The following is a 15,885-nucleotide window of genomic DNA, read 5'->3' as shown; positions in this document are numbered from 1 at the left end:
GCCCTCCGCAGGGGTTACGGACGGGCGGCCCGAAAACGCCAGTCGCCGGGTCCGGATCGGTTCCGGGGGGTCGCGTCCGCACCGGGTTGGGCTACTTTGTGGAGTGTCCGCGCGCACGACGTCATAGGGGGCGACCGTGTCCGGAGAACCCGACGGTGAGCGTGTGGTCGCCGGCCGCTACCGCCTCCTGTCCCCGCTCGGCGAGGGCGGCATGGGCACGGTGTGGCGCGCCCGCGACGAGGTGCTGCACCGCGAGGTCGCCGTCAAGGAGGTGCGCGCCCCCGCCGGGCTGCCCGGCGCCGACGTCCGGCGGATGTACGCCCGGCTGGAGCGCGAGGCGTGGGCCGCCGCCCGGATCTCCCACCCCAATGTGGTCACGGTGTACGACGTGGCCACCGACGGCGACCGGCCGTGGATCGTGATGGAGCTGGTCCGCGGGCTGTCCCTGGCCGATCTGCTGGACGCGGAGGGCCCGTTGGAGCCGGAGCGCGCCGCGCTGATCGGGGCCGAGGTGCTGGCCGCGCTGCGGGCCGCGCACGCCGCGGGGGTGCTGCACCGGGACGTGAAGCCGGCCAACGTGCTGCTGGCGAACGACGGCCGGGTGGTACTCACCGACTTCGGGATCGCCCGGGTCGAGGGCAGCGAGGCGCTGACCATGACCGGCGAGGTGATCGGCTCGCCCGAATTCCTCGCGCCGGAACGGGCGCTGGGCCGCACGCCCGGACCCGAGTCCGACCTGTGGTCGCTGGGCGTGCTGCTGTACGCGGCGGTGGAGGGCGCCACGCCGTTCCGCCAGGACACGCCGCTGAGCACCCTGCGGGCCGTCGTCGACGAGGAGTTGCCGCCACCGCGCCGGGCGGGTGCGCTCGCGCCGGTCGTCGAGGGGCTGCTGCGCAAGGATCCGGCCGAGCGGCTTCTGGCGGAGCGGGCCGAACGGGAGTTGCGGCTCGTGGGCGCCGGCGGGGCCCCGTACGGCCCGGGACCGGCCGGCGGGACGGCACCGTCCGGCGCGTACGCCCCGACGGTCGTGGCCCACCAGGGGCCGCCCACCGCGCCGACGCCGCCGATGCCCGTGCCGGCGACCGGGGGCAGTCGGGCGACCGGCGCGTCGGGTGCGACCGGGGGCCGGGCCCGGCGGGCGCGTGCCGTGCTGGTGGCCGGGGTGGCCGTGCTCGTACTGGCGCTGGCCGGGCTGACGTACGTGCTGCTGGACCGCTCGGACGGGGATGCGGGGGCGCGGGGTTCGGGCGGCGGGGACACCGGGGCCGCGTCGGCGCCGACGCGCGGCGGCGGGGAGCCGAGCCCGTCGGCGTCCTCGCGGGGCGGCAGCGGGGAGACCGGCGGGGAGAGCAGTCCCGCACCGCAGTCGGTGACGGTGTCCGTGGCTGGCTCGCGCACCCACTACTCGGGGACCTGCCCGCCGCCCCACGACCGGGCGCCCGTCTTCACGGCGACGTTCACGGTGGGGCGGCTGCCCGCGGAGGTCGGCTACCGCTGGGTGACCGCGGACGGGTCGGTCTCGGACCCGGGGTGGCGGACCCTGTCCTTCCCCTCGGGCGGCGGCCGTTCGCGTCAGGACACCGTGGTGGTGACGACGCACGACGAGGACGCCGCTTTGGAGAGTGCGGTCCGCGTGGAGGTGCGCACTCCGGTGCGTGCCACGTCGAACGCGGTGGCGTTCTCGGTGACCTGCGGGACCGGGACGGAGACGGAGACCCCGACGGACGGGGCCTCCCCCTCCTCCTCTTCTGCTTCCGCCTCGGGTCAGGCGGCGCCGTTGAGGACCGGCAGGTAGCCGCCGGACTGGCCGGCCGCGGTGGGGTGGTACGACTCGCCGATGTTCAGCCAGTCGACGCTGTGCAGCCAGGAGCTGCCGGAGCACAGTTCGTGGCCGGTGAAGGTGGTGCGGACGTCTCCGAAGGTGAAGCCGTGGGCGGCGACGCGCTGGGCGATGACGGTGTTGAGGTGGTCGGAGGCCTTGTTGATCGCCGTCCGCTTGGTCTCGGACAGGCCGAGGCAGGTGGTGCCGAGCTTGTAGAAGCGCGGGTAGCCGATGACGACGACGTGGGCGTTCGGGGCCTTGTCGCTGATCGCCGAGTAGACGCCGTCGAGCTTGCCGGGCAGCGTCGAGTCGACGTACGCCTCCGCGGTGGCGATCCGCGACAGACAGGAGCTGTCGGACTGGAGCACACACGTCGTCATGACGTCGGCGAAGCCCGCGTCGTTGCCGCCGACGCTGATCGAGACGAGGCCGGTGCCGGAGCCGAGCGGGCCGAGCTGTCCGGAGAGAACATCACCCGTACGGGCGCCGGAGCAGGCGGTGAAGTCGAACGTGGAGGGTGAGTGGGCGGCCGCCCACAGGTACGGGTGGGACTTCGTACTGCGCTTGCAGTCGCCGCTGGAGCTGATGTAGCTGCCCGATCCGACCCCGGAGGAGTAGGAGTCGCCGAGGGCCACATAGCCGTCGGCCGCGGCGGGTTGGGCCGCCTGGGCGGTCGCGGCCCCGGTGAGGGCGGCGCCGGCGGCGAGGAGGAGTGAACTCAGGATGCCGACAAGTCGGGAACGTCTCATGGAACCTCCCTTAGCAGGATTGCTGCCACAACCGTGGTAGCGGCTACGCGCGTTGACTGGAAGTGTTCATGCCAAGAATTGGCTGACATTCGTTCAAGTCGGGACGAAATCCGGGTGGTTTGAGCGGCTGCCGGGGCCGGTGCCACGAGCGTCCGCGCGGCGCGCGTGCCCGGGAAAGCGGGTGCACGCGGCGACCGGGTGCCGGATCATGGCGGCATGTCCGTGAACCCGCACGAAGTCCTGCCGATCCGGCTCAACGTGGACGACAGCGACTCCCCGTCCGACGTCGTCGACGCGCTGTTCCTCGGCCGTTTCGCCACGGGTGAGCAGCCGTACTCGCACGCCGCCAACATCGACCGCGTACGGTCCGGAGCCACGCTGCTGCCACCGGGCGCGCGCGTGCTGCGGGTCGCCCGCGACGAGGACCGCAGCGCGACGCTGGCGGAGGGCGACGGCTGGACCCTGCTGATCTCACGCTGGAACCGGGGCGCCGACGTCACAGTGACGGCGACCGGCGCCGACCTGGCCGAGAAGGTGCTCGGCCAGGCCACGGACGGAGCGGCGGACGAGCCCGAGCCGCAGCCGGAGAACGTGACGATGGGCTTCTGGTACGTCTCCCCGCGGCGCGGCCCGCACCGCACCACCCGTCAGATCGCCGCGGGCACCTGGGACGAGGTCCGGCCCAACTACACGGCACCGGTGGCCGAGGCGATGGACGGCCTGATGAAGACGACACCCGAGGACATCGCGGGCCGCCTGCTGCTCCTGCACGGTCCGCCGGGCACCGGCAAGACCTCCGCGCTGCGCACCCTGGCCCGCTCCTGGCGGGACTGGTGCCAGGTGGACTGCGTCCTCGACCCGGAGCGGCTCTTCTCCGACGTCGGCTATCTGATGGACATCGCCATCGGCGAGGAGGACGCGGCGGGCAAGGGCCGCTGGCGGCTGCTGCTCCTGGAGGACTGCGACGAACTGATCCGCGGCGAGGCCAAGCACACGGCGGGCCAGGCCCTCTCCCGCCTGCTGAACCTCACCGACGGACTCCTCGGCCAGGGCCGCAACGTCCTGGTGGGCGTCACGACCAACGAGGACCTGGAGCGCCTGCACCCCGCCGTCGTCCGCCCCGGCCGCTGCCTGGCCCGCATCGAGGTCGGCCCGCTCACCCGGCGGGAGGCGGTGGACTGGCTCGGCACCGAGGAGGGGGTCGGCCGCGAGGGCGCCACGCTGGCGGAGCTGTACGCGCTGCGCCGGGGCACCTCGCCGACCGCGCTGCCGGAACCGCGGGCGGGCGCGGACGCCGGGCTGTATCTGTAGCCCGGTGCTTTGATGGGGGTATGCCCCTGCTCGTCGGCACGTCGGGCTGGCAGTACCGGGACTGGCGCGGCGCCTTCTACCCGCCCGGTCTGCCCGTCCGGCTCTGGTTGGAGCACTACGCGGCCGGCTTCGCGACGGTCGAGATCAACAACGCCTTCTACCGCCTGCCCGCCCGGGAGACCTTCGCGGCGTGGCGGGACCGGCTGCCGCCGGACTTCGTCGTCGCGGTCAAGGCGAGCCGCTACCTGACGCACATCAAACGCCTGCGCGACCCGGCGGAACCGGTCGGCCGCCTGATGTCCCACGCGGCCGGTTTGGGCGACCGCCTCGGCCCCGTCCTGCTGCAACTGCCGCCGACACTGCGCGCCGACCCGGCCCTCCTGGACACCTGCCTGGCCTGTTTCCCGCCCGGCACCCGGGTCGCGGTGGAACCCCGGCACGAGTCGTGGTGGACGCCCGAGGTCCGCGAGGTTCTCGTCTCCCGGCGCGCGGCGCTGTGCTGGGCGGACGTCCACTCCCGCCCGGCCACCCCGCTGTGGCGCACCACCGACTGGGGCTACGTCCGCTTCCACGAGGGCCGGGCCACACCCTGGCCGCACTACGGCCGCCGGTCACTGTCGACGTGGGCCGCCCGCATCGCCACGACCTGGCCGAACACGAGCGACGTCTACGCCTACTTCAACAACGACCCGAACGCGGCGGCGGTGCGAGACGCACAGGTCTTCGCCAGACGGGCCCGCGCTTGGGACCTGACGGTCACCAGAACGCGCCCGGAAGGGGCGCGGGGAACTGCGCGGTCAGCCACAACGAACCCGCAGCCGGGCGACGGCCCGAACCCAGTCGGCACTCACTCCTCGTAGGCCGCCCGCAGGGCATCCCGCACCGCGGCAAGCGCCTCCCCCTCGGTGAGCCCGAGCCGCCGAGCCCGCTCGGCATACCCCTGCGCCGCGCCGGCAGCCTCCCGCTCCGCCGCAGAACCCGCGGCAGCGACCACCGTTCCGTTGCGCCCCCGCGTCTCGATCACCCCGTCCGCCTCCAGCGCCCGGTACGCCTTGGCGACCGTGTTCGCGGCGAGCCCGAGGGATTCGGCCAGTCCGCGCACGGTGGGCAGCCGGTGGCCGACCGGCAGGGCGCCCGACCGCGCCTGTTCGGAGATCTGCGCGCGCACCTGCTCGTAGGGCGGCGTGCCGTCGTCGATACGGATCTTCAAGGTCACCCGGTGATTGTCCCGTACTCCCGAAAAAATGAGAGGCACCGGACCGCCCGGTCGCCGTAGCGTGCGCCCACATGACCGTTCTCGTACGCGACCTGCGTTCCGACGATCCGGCCGACCTCGCGGCCTTCACCAGGGTCCGCCACCGTGCCCTGCCGTTCATCCTGTGGACGCCGGAGGCCGTCGTGCACCGCCTCGTCCACACCCCTGCGGAGGCACGGAGCCGGTGCCTGGTCGCCGAGGAGGACGGGGAGGTGATCGGCACGGCCCAGATCGGGCTGGTGCACGACAGCCCGGAACCCGGTCAGGGCTTCCTGAACGTCTACGTCCACCCGGAGCGGCTGCGGCGCGGTGCCGGCGGCCTGCTGGTGCGGACGGCCGAGGAGTACCTGACCGGCGAGGGCGCGACGAAGCTGTACGCCTGGGCGCTGGACGGGCCCGCCGACCTGGCCTTCGCCGAGCGGCACGGCTACGAACGGCGCCGTGCCGCCTACTTCCTCCGGCTGGACCTGTCCCGCGCCACGCTGCCGCCGCTGTTGTCCCCTCCCCCGGGTGTCGAGCTGCGCACCGCCGCCGACTTCGCCGACGACCCCCGGCCCGTGTTCGAGCTGGACGCGGAGACGGTGGCGGACGAACCGGGCGACGTCGACATCGAGTTCACGGACTACGAGACCTGGCTGGCGGAGACCTGGCGGCACCCGCTGCTCAACCGGGAACTGACCACCGTCGCGGTCGTCGACGGCCGCCCGGCCGCCTTCAGCGTCGCCTACACCGACGGCACCCGGTACTCGACCGCGATGACGGGCACGGTCCGCGGCCGGCGCGGCCGGGGCCTGGCCAAACTCGTCAAGACCGCCTCCCTGCACCGGGCCCGCGCGGCCGGGTACACGGAGGCGCTCACCGGCAACGACACCGACAACGGCCCGATGCTCGCCGTCAACAAGTGGCTCGGGTACGAGATCTGCGCGACGGAGGTGCGCCATGTCCGGGAAATCCGCTGAGTTGAGCGTCGCACTTGTCAAGGCGGGCCGGACGAAGATCCGGTACGCGGCCGCGCTGCTGCACGACGACGGGACCCGCCTCGCCGTCCGCGCCCCCTGGGCCGGTGACGGCGTGCGCGACTTCGGCTTCGTGCGCTTCGAGGCCGGGGACGTCTTCACCGAGTACTACTGGCGCGACCGGTGGTACTCGGTGAAGGAGGTCCGCACGTCGGCCGGCGTGCTGAAGGGCTGGTACTGCGACATCACCCGTCCCGCCGTCCTGACCGGCGCCGAACTGGTCGTCGAGGACCTCGACCTGGACCTGTGGCGCTCCGCCGACGGCGCGGACGTACGGCGCCTCGACGAGGACGAGTTCACCGAGAGCGGGCTGGCGGACCGGGACCCGCGTGCCGCTGCCGCCGCCGTGGCCGCCCTGGACGAACTGGAGCGGCTGGCCCTCGGGGACGGCTTCACCGGCCTGCTCGCCTAGCGCGCCGCCGGGTCATCCGTACGTCGCCACCACCGCGTACCGCTCGTCCGTCACCTCCCGGCCCCACAACGACGCGTCGTCCGACAGCCGCTCCACGCGGGCCCGCCCGGCGAGCGGGCCGAGCAGGGCGACGAGCCGGCCGGCCGGTATGCCGACCGGGGCGACACTCCCCCACACGCCCTCGACCAGGACCAGCCGTCCCCGGGGGCGCAGCAACTGCCGCCAGTGCCGCAGGGCCCGGCCGGGGTCGGGCAGCGTCCACAGCACGTGCCGGACCAGCACGGCGTCGAAGCGCTGCTCGCCCACGGGCGGCGCCGCCGCGTCACCGGTGAGGAACACCGCGTCACGTCCGGCGAGTTTGGTCCTGGCCAGCTCCACCATGGCCGGGGACCGGTCGACGCCGGTGACGCGGTGCCCCTGCTCGGCCGCGAGGAGTGACAGACTGCCGGTGCCGCAGCCCGGGTCCAGGACGTCGCCGGGCGGCTGCGGCAGCCAGGAGGCCAGCCGGGCGGCCCAGGCCCGGCGTACGTCCGCGTCGCGCAGACCGTGGTCCGGCTCGTCGTCGAAGGAGGCGGCCAGCGCGTCCCAGTCGACACCCGGCGCGGTCGCTTCGTCACTGTTCCCACTCATGCGCCCAGGGTGACAGGAGCCACTGACAACGGAGTCGGGGCACGAGAACGTGACAACCGCCACTGACAGGGACGCATCGATGAGTGAGTCTCGGGGAAAGGGTCTACCTCCGTGAGAACGCGGAACCCGGTGGATCCGTAAGGAGGCAGCCATGCGCCGTCTGACCGTGCAGAAGCCCCTGAAGAAGACCGACGCCCGCCGAGTCCGCGAGGAGTCCGACGAGCACCTCTCGAGGCGCCCGGAGGTCCGCAAGGACATCGCGCGCACCTGGTGGCCGGAGAGCTGACCGGCAGGTCCGGACATGAGACGCCTCAGAGCACCCGCTTGCGGTAGTGGACGCGGTCGTAGGGCCCGTCCACTCGGCGTGCCACGACCTCGTACCCGTACCTCGGGTAGATCTCCCGGTTCTCCCACATCATCGCGTTCGTGTAGAGCCTGACCTCGGACAGGCCCAGCGCACGCGCGTGCGCGTCCACGAACCGCAGCAGCCGTCGCCCGACGCCCCTGCCGTGCGCGCCGGGGTGGACGGCGACGCTGTCGAGGAACAGGTGGCCGTCCGACACCTCCACGACCACGAGTCCCACGACGCCCGCGAGCCCGGTGCCGGGCTCGTCCGTGACGAACACCTTCCCCGCCGCCACGTTCGCCGCGTGGTCCGCCTCCATGGGCTGCGGCACCACCCCGATGCGCTCGACGTAGGGGCGGTACGCGGCGTCGGTCACCGCCTCGACCGCCGGCACGTCCGCGGCGACCGCCGGCCGGATCCGCTCTCGTTCCATGCCTCGAACGGTAGCTACCTCAGCCCAGCCTGAGCACTCCCTTAACGCGACCATAAGGATCTCCGTCACCCGTCTCCAGCAGGCGATTCCGCGGTCCCCTGGGGCTAGCTTGCTGATCGACCCCACGGGTTCCGGCCCGAGTTCCCCAGTCCCCCGTGACCGTTTCGAGGAGTTCCGCATGCCCGCACCGTCCGCGTCCCGCAGGGCCGCAGCCGTCGCCGTCGCCGGTCTCGCCCCGCTCGCCCTGACCACGCTGGCCGCCGCCCCCGCGTCGGCGCACGGCTCGATGGGCGACCCGGTCAGCCGGGTGTCGCAGTGCCACGCCGAGGGGCCCGAGAGCCCCAAGTCGGCCGCGTGCAAGGCGGTGGTCGCGGCGGGCGGCACGCAGGCGCTCTACGACTGGAACGGCATCCGCATCGGCAACGCCGCCGGCAAGCACCAGGAGCTGATCCCGGACGGCAAGCTGTGCAGTGCCAACGACCCGGCGTTCAAGGGGCTGGACCTGGCCCGTGACGACTGGCCCGCGACCGGCGTGAGCAGCGGCTCGTACACCTTCAAGTACCGTGTGACGGCTCCGCACAAGGGCACCTTCAAGGTGTACGTCACCAAGCCCGGCTACGACCCCTCGCAGCCGCTCGGCTGGGGCGACCTGGACCTGTCCGCCCCGGTGGCGACCGCCACCGACCCGGTCGCCTCGGACGGCTTCTACACCTTCTCCGGCACGCTGCCGGAGCGCTCCGGCAAGCACCTGCTGTACGCGGTGTGGCAGCGCTCGGACAGCCCGGAGGCGTTCTACTCCTGCTCGGACGTCTCCTTCGGCGGCTCCGGTACCGGCAGCGGGAGCAGCGGGAGCGGCAGTGACAGCAGCGGCGGCAGCGGTGACACGGCCGGGGGTGCCGCGCCGGCGCCCGAGGCCTCCGCGCCGTCCGAGGAGCAGATCGCGGCCGCGGCCGACAAGTCGACGATCGAGCACCACGGTCACGGCGACCAGGACGCGGAGACCACCACGGATCCGACGGAACCGGCGGCCGCGCCCACCGCCGCGGAGCAGGCGCCCGAGGCCGCCGCCGGTCCCAACCAGGTCAAGGCCGCGGGCGGGGGCACCGAGAACCTCGCCGAGACCGGCGGGGACGGCAGCACGCCCTACGTCGCCGTCGGCGGCGCCGCCGCCCTGGCGCTCGGCGCGGCCACCCTGTTCGCGTCGGTCCGCCGGCGCGCGGCGACCGGTGGCCGGCACGGCCGCTGACCCTGAGCACGGGGGTGACGCGGGGGAACGCGGGGTCCGTCCGGCGGCTCAGGCCGGGCGGACCCCCGCGGGGCGTGTGGCCGGGGCAGCCGGTCGCCCCGGCCGCACGGTCAGCCGAAGACCGAGGCGCAGGTGGTGGGCGTGGCGTGCGCCGGGTCCAGGGCGTTGGTCACCTCGTGGAAGGCGATCCGGTCCAGCAGCCCGATCGCCAGGTGCTCGGAGAGGTCGAGCGGGCACAGGTCCTGCAGCAGGACGTTGCGCACACCGGGACCGTCGAGGAACTGGCTGCGGTACGGCGTGACCACCTCGTCGTACTTGGTGGCGAGGACGGTGTAGCGCACGCCGGGCACGGTGTCGCCGCCGGCGTTGAGCTTGGTGAGGACGTCGGAGCCGACGACCTGGTCGGCGAGGGCGGGGGTGTGCTCGTTCAGCAGGTCCCCGACGCCGGGGAAGTACGGCAGCAGGCGGGTGAGGCCGGACAGCGTGGTGCCGTGGTTGCTGGGCGCCACGCCGACCAGGGCGTTCACCTTGTCGGCTCCGCCGAGGAACCTGAGGTAGTAGCGGGGCATCATGCCGCCCTGCGAGTGGCCGACGAGGTCGGTCTCGTCGGCGCCGGTCGCGGTGAGCACCTTGTCGACGTAGGCGGCCAGTTGCTCCGCCGACTTCTCGACCGGTCCGAGTCCGTTGAAGAGCGGGACGCCCGGCAGTTGGCCGTAGTCCAGGGAGAAGACGCAGTAGCCGCGGTTCTTCAGGTAGGGCGCGAGGCCCAGCCAGTTGTCGACGGAGTTCCCGAAGGTGCCGTGGACCAGGACGACGGGGCGGGGGTGGGCGGCGGAGGGCTCGCAGGTGTAGTCGTTCCAGCCGGAGCCGGGACGCGCGGTGGCGGCGGGGGCGGCGGTGGCCGTGACGGCGGGGACCAGGGCGACCGCGGCGGTCAGCAGCAGCGCGGCCAGCGGTCTGAACACTCGGTTCCAGGGCAGCATCGGGTGATCTCCTTGCGGATCGGGGGAGTTGCGACGGCAGGGATGCCCTGTGATCCGGATCACGGGATGCTGTTCACTCGTCAAGTTACGGGCGAGTAGTGCAAGTGTGAAGTTACGCGTCAGTAAAAACTTCCAGTGATAACCGACGCCGTCGGTACCGCGGGTGCTGGGGGGGCCGGGTTCACCAGGCGGGCCGCAGCGGCCCGGCCGGCGCCACCCGCAGCAGACCGTCGCGCAGCGCACGCACCCCGTCCTCGCCGAGCGCCCCGGCCCAGGCGCCGACGGCCTCCGCCGCCGCCTCCTCCGCGGCCCGCGTGCAGGCCCACCCCGCCTCCGTCAGCACGACGAGCCGGGCGCGCGCGTCGGCGGGGTGCGGCCGGCGCTCGACGTACCCCTTGCGGACCAGCTCCTCGACCAGCTGGCTGGCCGCCTGCTTGGTCATCCCCAGATGCACGGCCAGATCGGTGACCGTCGCCCCGTCCGGGGCGAGCCGGGCGAAGGCGAAGCCGTGCGCGGGCCGTACGTCCCCGAAGCCGCGGGCGACGACACCCTCCTGGATGCGCTGCGTGAGTCCGCCGGCCGCGGCGAGCAGGGCGGCGGTCAGGGCCATGGCGTCGGAGTTCTGCACGGGGGCATTGAAACACCCTTGACACTTTGGTCAAGCAGCTTGACCATATGGAGAACAGGGTTAATCAAGCCGCTTGACCATGGCGCGACCACACAACTCCAGAAGGAGCCCGTCATGCCCGTCGTCCGCTCGTCCGAAGGCGTCACCCACGAGATCCACGGCGCCCGTTTCGTCTCCTACGCCAACTCCCGCGCCGGCAGCAAGGAGCTGTGCGCCTGGCGGGGCGAGATCCCGGCGGGGACGAAGGCACCCGCGCACACCGTCGACCGGGAGGAGATCTTCCACCTGCTCACCGGCGAGCTGCTGATCACCCTCGACGGCCGCACCGAGCGCGTCACCGCGGGCGACACCGTGATCGTCAACGCGGGGGCGACCCTCGCCGTCGAGAACCCGACCGACCGGACCGCCACCTCCTGGGTCACCACCTCCGTCGGCCTGACCGCGGTGCTGGCCGACGGCACCCGGCTCACTCCCCCGTGGGCCGGCTAGGACCTGCACGAGGGGAGATCACGCCGCCAGGGACCCCGGCATCACCGCCCGCGGCCCGAACTTCGCCCGCGCGCGGTCCGCGACCTCCTCGATCCGGCGGACCTTCTCGTCCACGGGGTCGAAGGTGAGCTGGTGGGAGGCGTGTTCGGCGGGGGCGAGCCCCTCGGCGCGCAGGGCGACCGAGCGGACCCGGGCGCGCTGGAGGCCGAGCGCCCCGTACATGTCGTACGCGGCCCGGGTCAGCGCCGCCGAGTGCGCGGTCGGCTCCTTCAGGGTGCGGCTGCGGGTGGTGGCCGACCGATCGGCGTAGCGGACGGTCAGGGTGAGGGTGCGGCAGACCTTGTCCACGGCGCGCAGCCGGGCGCCCAGTTCCCCGGCGGCCGAGAGCAGGGCGCGGCGGTGGCGGCCGGGATCGAGTTCGTCGCGGTCGAAGGGGCGGTCGGCGGCCAGGGACCGGGAGACGCCGTTGGGCACGACCCGGCCGCGGTCGACGCCCTGGGCCTTCTCGTACAGCTCGCGGCCGGTCCTCGCACCGACCAGGCGCTGGAGCGTGGACAGCGGCGCCGCGGCGACCCGGCCGAGGGTGTCGAGGCCGTACTCGCACAGGGTGCGGGCGGTCGCGGTGCCGACGCCGGGCAGCGCTGCGACGGGCTTGCCGGCGAGGAAGTCCCGCTCCCCGCCGCCGGGCACCGCGCGGGTCAGGCCCGGCCGGGCGTCGCGCAGCGCCATGCGGGCCAGCATCGGGCCGGGTCCGGCGCCGATCACGCAGTCCACGCCGTACAGCGCGAGGGCGCGCACCCGGATCACGGAGGCCAGTTCCACGGCGTCGCGCCCGAAGTACCGCTCGGCGCCGCGCAGGTCGGCCAGCGCGCCGTCGGGCGGCAGCGCCTCGACGACCGGCGTGAACTCCTCCAACAGCCCGAGCAGTTCGGGCAGGGCCGCCTCGTACATCGGCGGCAGCTGGAAACGTACGCAGAGAATCGTCATCCCGCACTCCCCGGACTCTGGTGCCACAACTTCCTTCCGACCGCGGGCCCTTCGCCCGCGGGGCGCAGATCGGCCCAGGGGTGCATCTCGTACCCGGTGGACATGCGGATCCTCCGCTGCTCCATCGGGTCCTGGGCCGCGGAGCCGGCCGGCGCGGGCCGGCCGTCCGAGCCGGCGAGGCGGCGGCGCGCCGGTCCGCCCCCGGGGTCGTCGTCCCCGGCTCCGCCGGCTCCGTCCGTCCCGCCGCTCCCGGCCGCCAGCCGGGCGGCGACGCCCTCCAGGCCCTCCTCCCGGCGCACCTCCAGCAGGTCGGCGAGGTTCCAGGCGGCGGAGCCGACCACGCTGAGGCTGCGCGGGCCGCGCCGCTGCACCACCCCGCGCACCAGCAGCAGCCAGGAGTGGAAGACGGTGTGCGCGCAGGCGTCGTGGGAGTCGTCGAAGAAGGCGAGGTCGACCAGGCCGGAGCCGTCGTCGAGGGTGGAGAAAATGACCCGGCGCCCGGAGCGGACCGGCGGGGTCTGGGTGGCCGCCTTGGCGCCCGCGACCAGCACCGTCTCCCCGTGCCGGGCCTCGCGCAGCCGCTTGGCCGACACCACGCCCAGCTCGCGCAGGAAGGTGCGGTGGTCGTCCATCAGGTTGCGCGAGGCGTCCATGGACAGCACGCCCAGTTCGGCGCTGAGCTTCTCCGCCGAGGTGAGGTCGGGCAGCCCGGCGGAGGCGGTCTTCCGGCCGCCGGACAGCGGGAGCTGGTCGCCGCGTCCGCCCCGGGCGCCGCGGTGCAGTTCGGTCAGGTGCAGTTGCAGGTCGCGCCGGTTGGCGCCGAACGCGTCCAGCGCGCCGACCTGGGCGAGCCGTCCGGCCAACGGCCTGCTGGGGCGGGCCCGTTCCCAGAAGTCGAGCAGGGAGGCGTACGGCTGCCCCTCGGCGACGCGTCCCGCCTCGGCCTCGCTGATGCCGTGCACGTCCAAGAGGGCGAGGCGAAGGCCCCACGCGGCGGGCTTCCGCGGCCGCGACCCATGCGAATCAGACACCAGTTCGATCCTGTGTGCGACCCCCGACTTGTTCACGTCCAGCGGCAGGATCGGCACCCCGCGCCGCCGCGCGTCCGCCAGCAGCAGCCGCTTGGGGTACATGCCGGGGTCGTGGGTGAGCAGGCCCGCGTAGAAGGCGGCCGGATGGTGGGCCTTCAGCCACGCCGACTGGTACGTCGGCACCGCGAAGGCGACGGCGTGCGCCTTGCAGAAGCCGTAGCTGCCGAAGGCCTCGACGATCTCCCAGGTGCGCTGAATCGTTTCCGCGTCGTAGCCGCTCGCCGCCGCGTGCTGGGCGAACCACACCTTGATCCGCCCCTGCGACTCCGGGTCGGAAAGGCCGCGCCGCACCCGGTCCGCCTCGCCGCGTCCGCAGCCGGTCATGATGTCGACGATGTCGATGATCTGCTCGTGGAAGACGACGACCCCGTACGTCCCCGCCAGCGGCTCCGCCAGGTCCTCGTGCGGGTAGCGCACCGGCGCCCGCCCGTGCCGGGCCTCGATGAACGGCCGCACCATGTCGGCGGCGACCGGACCGGGCCGGAAGAGCGAGATGTCGACCACGAGGTCGTGGAAGGTGGCCGGCTGGAGCCGCCCCACCAGGTCCCGCTGGCCCGGCGACTCGATCTGGAAGCAGCCCAGCGTCTCGGCCGAGCGGATCATCCGGTACGTCGCCGGGTCGCCCTCCGGCACGGCGTCCAGGTCGACCCGCTCCCCCGTCGCCCGCTCCACCTCGGCGACCGCGTGCGCCATCGCCGACTGCATCCGCACCCCGAGCACGTCCAGCTTGAGCAGCCCGAGGTCCTCCACGTCGTCCTTGTCGAACTGCGCCATCGGGAAGCCCTCGCCGCTGGTCGGCATCACCGGCGTACGGGAGAGCAGGGAGGCGTCGGACAGCAGGACGCCGCAGGGGTGCATGGCGACGCCGCGCGGGAGGGCGTCCAGGCCCTCGACCAGCTCCCAGAGCCTGCCGTACCGCTCCTGCTCCCCCGCCAGCTCCTTCAGCTCGGGCAGTTCCTCCAGGGCCGCGCGGGCGTCGCGGGCGCGGATGTGCGGGAAGGACTTGGCGACCCGGTCGATCTCGGCCGGGTCCATGGACAGGGCGGCGCCCACGTCGCGGATGGCATGGCGCACCCGGTACGTCTCCGGCATGGCGACCGTGGCGACGCGCTCGGTGCCGAACCGGCCGATGATCGCGCGGTAGACCTCCAGCCGGCGCGCGGACTCCACGTCGATGTCGATGTCGGGCAGCACCACCCGCTCCTTGGACAGGAACCGTTCCATCAGCAGCCCGTGCTCGACCGGGTCGGCGTGCGCGATGCCGAGGAGGTGGTTGACGAGCGAGCCCGCGCCGGAGCCGCGCGCGGCGACCCGGATGCCCATGTGCCGTACGTCGTCCACGACCTGGGCGACGGTGAGGAAGTACGAGGCGAAGCCGTGGTGGGCGATGATGTCCAGCTCGTGGTGCATCCGCTCCCAGTACTCGCGCCGGCCCGGACGCCGGTCGTAGCCGCGCCGCACCATGCCCGCCGCCGCCCGGGAGGCGAGCGCCCGCTGGGCGGTGCGGCGGCCGGCGCCGACGAGGTGCGGTTCGGGGAAGTGGACGGCGCCCATGCCGAGGTCGTCCTCGGGGTCCACCAGGCACTCGGCGGCCGTGGCCCGGGTCTGCTCCAGCAGGCGGTGGGCGGTGTCGCGCCGGAAGCCCGCGGACTCGACGATCCGCTCGGCGGCGTCCCGCATGGCACCGGCGCCCTTGAGCCAGGCCTCGCCGGAGTCCAGTTCCCCGGTGACGTCGATGGGGACGAGGCGGCGGGCGGCGTCCAGGACGTCGGCGACCTCGCCCTGGCCGGGGTCGGCGTAGCGGACGGCGTTGGAGAGCACCGGCCGGACGCCCTGCTCGGCGGCGAAGCCGACGGTACGGGAGGCCAGGCGCAGGGAGCCGGGGCCGGTGCCCTTGCGGCCGTGCCAGACGGCCTCCAGGCGCAGGGCGTCGCCGTAGACCTCCCGCCAGGGGGCGAGGAGCCGCGCCGCGCGGTCGGGGCGACCCGCGGCGAGGGCGCGGCCGACGTCGGAGCCGGGGCCGAGCAGGACGGTCAGGCCGTCGGCGTGGTTGTCGGGCCAGGACAGCAGCGGGGTGTCCTCGGCGGTGTGGGCTGCGGAGACCAGGCGGCACAGGTCGGCCCAGCCGCGGGCGCCGTCGCGGGCGAGGAAGGTCACCCGGGGGGCCGACTCGTCGACGAAGGCGCCGCCGCGCACGGGAGCACGGCGCCGGTCCCGGCGCACGGAGGTGTCCGTGCGCCCGGCGGCTCCGGACTCGGGGGCGGCGACCGCCAGCTCCGCGCCGAACAGCGGACGGACGCCCGCCCTCGCACAGGCCTTGGCGAAGCGGACCGTGCCCGCGAGGGTGTCGCGGTCGGTGAGGGCGAGGGCGTCCATGTCCCGTTCGGCGGCACGCTCGGCCAGCCGCTCCGGGTGGGAGGCGCCGTAGCGGGCGGAGAACCCGGAGACGGTGTGCAGATGCGTGAAACCCGGCATCACGCACCTCCC

16 protein-coding genes are annotated in these 15,885 nt (G+C 73.9%); 8 read left to right on the top strand and 8 right to left on the bottom strand.

All coding sequences use genetic code 11. The features are described 5' to 3' along the window. Positions 1-136 precede the first annotated feature (136 nt). Positions 137-1,795 (top strand): serine/threonine-protein kinase, encoded by a 1,659-nt coding sequence (locus ACIQFU_RS29280; RefSeq protein ID WP_402555404.1) that lies wholly within the window; start codon positions 137-139, stop codon positions 1,793-1,795. Here ACIQFU_RS29280 and ACIQFU_RS29275 read toward each other — a convergent pair. Further along, the gene (locus ACIQFU_RS29275) at positions 1,765-2,571 is read right to left on the bottom strand and encodes an SGNH family lipase (RefSeq protein WP_402555403.1); all 807 of its coding nucleotides are present in this window, start codon (positions 2,569-2,571) and stop codon (positions 1,765-1,767) included. The genes ACIQFU_RS29280 and ACIQFU_RS29275 overlap by 31 nt on opposite strands. Before the next feature lie 216 nt (positions 2,572-2,787). Between ACIQFU_RS29275 and ACIQFU_RS29270 the strand changes: the two genes are divergently transcribed. Both ACIQFU_RS29270 and ACIQFU_RS29265 read left to right on the top strand, forming a co-directional pair. Then, the gene (locus ACIQFU_RS29270) at positions 2,788-3,882 is read left to right on the top strand and encodes a DUF5925 domain-containing protein (protein ID WP_402555402.1); all 1,095 of its coding nucleotides are present in this window, start codon (positions 2,788-2,790) and stop codon (positions 3,880-3,882) included. Positions 3,883-3,902: 20 nt separating this feature from the next. Then, positions 3,903-4,742 (top strand): DUF72 domain-containing protein, encoded by an 840-nt coding sequence (locus ACIQFU_RS29265; RefSeq protein ID WP_402555400.1) that lies wholly within the window; start codon positions 3,903-3,905, stop codon positions 4,740-4,742. Here ACIQFU_RS29265 and ACIQFU_RS29260 read toward each other — a convergent pair. Next, a complete protein-coding gene (locus ACIQFU_RS29260) occupies positions 4,730-5,098 on the bottom strand; it encodes a GntR family transcriptional regulator (protein ID WP_402555399.1) in 369 nt (122 codons plus the stop codon). The two genes, ACIQFU_RS29265 and ACIQFU_RS29260, sit on opposite strands and share 13 nt — an antisense overlap. 71 nt (positions 5,099-5,169) lie before the next feature. Between ACIQFU_RS29260 and ACIQFU_RS29255 the strand changes: the two genes are divergently transcribed. Together ACIQFU_RS29255 and ACIQFU_RS29250 are read left to right on the top strand one after the other, a co-directional pair. Beyond that, the gene (locus tag ACIQFU_RS29255; RefSeq protein ID WP_402555397.1) at positions 5,170-6,096 is read left to right on the top strand and encodes a GNAT family N-acetyltransferase; all 927 of its coding nucleotides are present in this window, start codon (positions 5,170-5,172) and stop codon (positions 6,094-6,096) included. Beyond that, the gene (locus tag ACIQFU_RS29250) at positions 6,077-6,565 is read left to right on the top strand and encodes a DUF402 domain-containing protein (protein WP_402555396.1); all 489 of its coding nucleotides are present in this window, start codon (positions 6,077-6,079) and stop codon (positions 6,563-6,565) included. The genes ACIQFU_RS29255 and ACIQFU_RS29250 overlap by 20 nt, the downstream gene beginning before the upstream one ends. Positions 6,566-6,577: 12 nt before the next feature. On the opposite strand, the gene ACIQFU_RS29245 is transcribed toward ACIQFU_RS29250, so the two are convergent. Then, the gene (locus ACIQFU_RS29245; RefSeq protein ID WP_402555395.1) at positions 6,578-7,195 is read right to left on the bottom strand and encodes a class I SAM-dependent methyltransferase; all 618 of its coding nucleotides are present in this window, start codon (positions 7,193-7,195) and stop codon (positions 6,578-6,580) included. 151 nt (positions 7,196-7,346) lie between these two features. Here ACIQFU_RS29245 and ACIQFU_RS29240 point away from each other — a divergent pair, with 151 nt between their 5' ends. After that, positions 7,347-7,481: a hypothetical protein gene (locus ACIQFU_RS29240; protein WP_402555393.1), complete on the top strand. Its 135-nt coding sequence runs from the start codon at positions 7,347-7,349 to the stop codon at positions 7,479-7,481. Between the two features lie 25 nt (positions 7,482-7,506). On the opposite strand, the gene ACIQFU_RS29235 is transcribed toward ACIQFU_RS29240, so the two are convergent. Beyond that, positions 7,507-7,974: a GNAT family N-acetyltransferase gene (locus ACIQFU_RS29235; protein ID WP_402555391.1), complete on the bottom strand. Its 468-nt coding sequence runs from the start codon at positions 7,972-7,974 to the stop codon at positions 7,507-7,509. A 178-nt stretch (positions 7,975-8,152) separates the two neighbouring features. On the opposite strand from ACIQFU_RS29235, the gene ACIQFU_RS29230 reads away from it, so the two are divergent. Then, entirely contained in the window at positions 8,153-9,220 is a 1,068-nt protein-coding gene (locus ACIQFU_RS29230; protein WP_402555389.1) for a lytic polysaccharide monooxygenase, read from the top strand. A gap of 110 nt (positions 9,221-9,330) precedes the next feature. On the opposite strand, the gene ACIQFU_RS29225 is transcribed toward ACIQFU_RS29230, so the two are convergent. Both ACIQFU_RS29225 and ACIQFU_RS29220 read right to left on the bottom strand, forming a co-directional pair. Continuing rightward, positions 9,331-10,203: an esterase/lipase family protein gene (locus ACIQFU_RS29225; protein ID WP_402555388.1), complete on the bottom strand. Its 873-nt coding sequence runs from the start codon at positions 10,201-10,203 to the stop codon at positions 9,331-9,333. 181 nt (positions 10,204-10,384) lie between these two features. Beyond that, positions 10,385-10,831, bottom strand: coding sequence for a MarR family winged helix-turn-helix transcriptional regulator (locus tag ACIQFU_RS29220; RefSeq protein WP_402555386.1), 447 nt, complete (start codon positions 10,829-10,831; stop codon positions 10,385-10,387). 114 nt (positions 10,832-10,945) lie between these two features. Between ACIQFU_RS29220 and ACIQFU_RS29215 the strand changes: the two genes are divergently transcribed. After that, a complete protein-coding gene (locus tag ACIQFU_RS29215) occupies positions 10,946-11,320 on the top strand; it encodes a cupin domain-containing protein (RefSeq protein WP_402555385.1) in 375 nt (124 codons plus the stop codon). An 18-nt stretch (positions 11,321-11,338) separates the two neighbouring features. Here the strand turns inward: ACIQFU_RS29215 and ACIQFU_RS29210 are convergent, their stop codons facing one another. Next, positions 11,339-12,307: a DNA polymerase thumb domain-containing protein gene (locus tag ACIQFU_RS29210; RefSeq protein ID WP_402555384.1), complete on the bottom strand. Its 969-nt coding sequence runs from the start codon at positions 12,305-12,307 to the stop codon at positions 11,339-11,341. Beyond that, positions 12,304-15,873, bottom strand: a complete 3,570-nt coding sequence (locus ACIQFU_RS29205; protein ID WP_402555383.1) for a DNA polymerase III subunit alpha — start codon at positions 15,871-15,873, stop codon at positions 12,304-12,306. The genes ACIQFU_RS29210 and ACIQFU_RS29205 overlap by 4 nt, the downstream gene beginning before the upstream one ends. Between the last annotated feature and the right edge of the window lie 12 nt (positions 15,874-15,885).

The organism is Streptomyces sp. NPDC093065 (genome assembly GCF_044754585.1).
GTDB lineage: Bacteria > Actinomycetota > Actinomycetes > Streptomycetales > Streptomycetaceae > Streptomyces.
This window is presented reverse-complemented; position numbering and strand designations above follow the sequence as displayed.